Annotated in this window: 2 protein-coding genes; one reads left to right on the forward strand and one right to left on the reverse strand. The window is 62.5% G+C overall.

Annotated elements, in window-relative coordinates; all coding sequences use genetic code 11:
* Positions 1-376, forward strand: a 376-nt coding sequence (locus tag QMX93_RS30830) for a hypothetical protein (RefSeq protein ID WP_282359350.1), incomplete at its 5' end; no start/stop codon positions are given.
* On the opposite strand, the gene QMX93_RS30835 is transcribed toward QMX93_RS30830, so the two are convergent.
* Positions 346-468, reverse strand: a complete 123-nt coding sequence (locus QMX93_RS30835; protein WP_282359351.1) for a hypothetical protein — start codon at positions 466-468, stop codon at positions 346-348. The two genes, QMX93_RS30830 and QMX93_RS30835, sit on opposite strands and share 31 nt — an antisense overlap.
* Positions 469-491 lie beyond the last annotated feature (23 nt).

Here is a 491-nt window from a genome sequence, read left to right on the forward strand (position 1 = left end):
CGCGGGTGCTGTGGCCGCTGCCGGCTCTGATCCTGTCGGCGCGTGTGCGGTGGCAGCAGACGGCGCAGATCATGTCGGCGCGGGTGCTGTGGCTGCTGACGGCTCTGATCATGTCGGCGCGGGTGCTGTGGCTGCTGACGGCTCTGATCATGTCGGCGCGGGTGCTGTGGCTGCTGACGGCTCCGATCATGTCGGCGCGAATGCTGTGGCCGCTGATGGATCCGATCATGTCGGCGCGGGTGCCGTGGCATCCGACGGCGCAGATCGCTTAAACGCCAACCGTCTCGCCTATTCTCGCGTTGGCGTGGGTTCTGATCGCGTTGCGTCGGCATTGATGACTGGCAGCTATTCCGACCAGTTCAACAGCCCCCAGTAATAAACAAAACTGTAGGAGTGAGCCTGCTCGCGATAGCGCAGTGTCTGCGCCGAAGAAGGTGGCTGACACAACGCCATCGCGAGCAGGCTCACACCAGTCTCTTATACACAACTGA

Source organism: Pseudomonas sp. PS01303, from assembly GCF_029959385.1.
GTDB lineage: Bacteria > Pseudomonadota > Gammaproteobacteria > Pseudomonadales > Pseudomonadaceae > Aquipseudomonas > Aquipseudomonas rustica.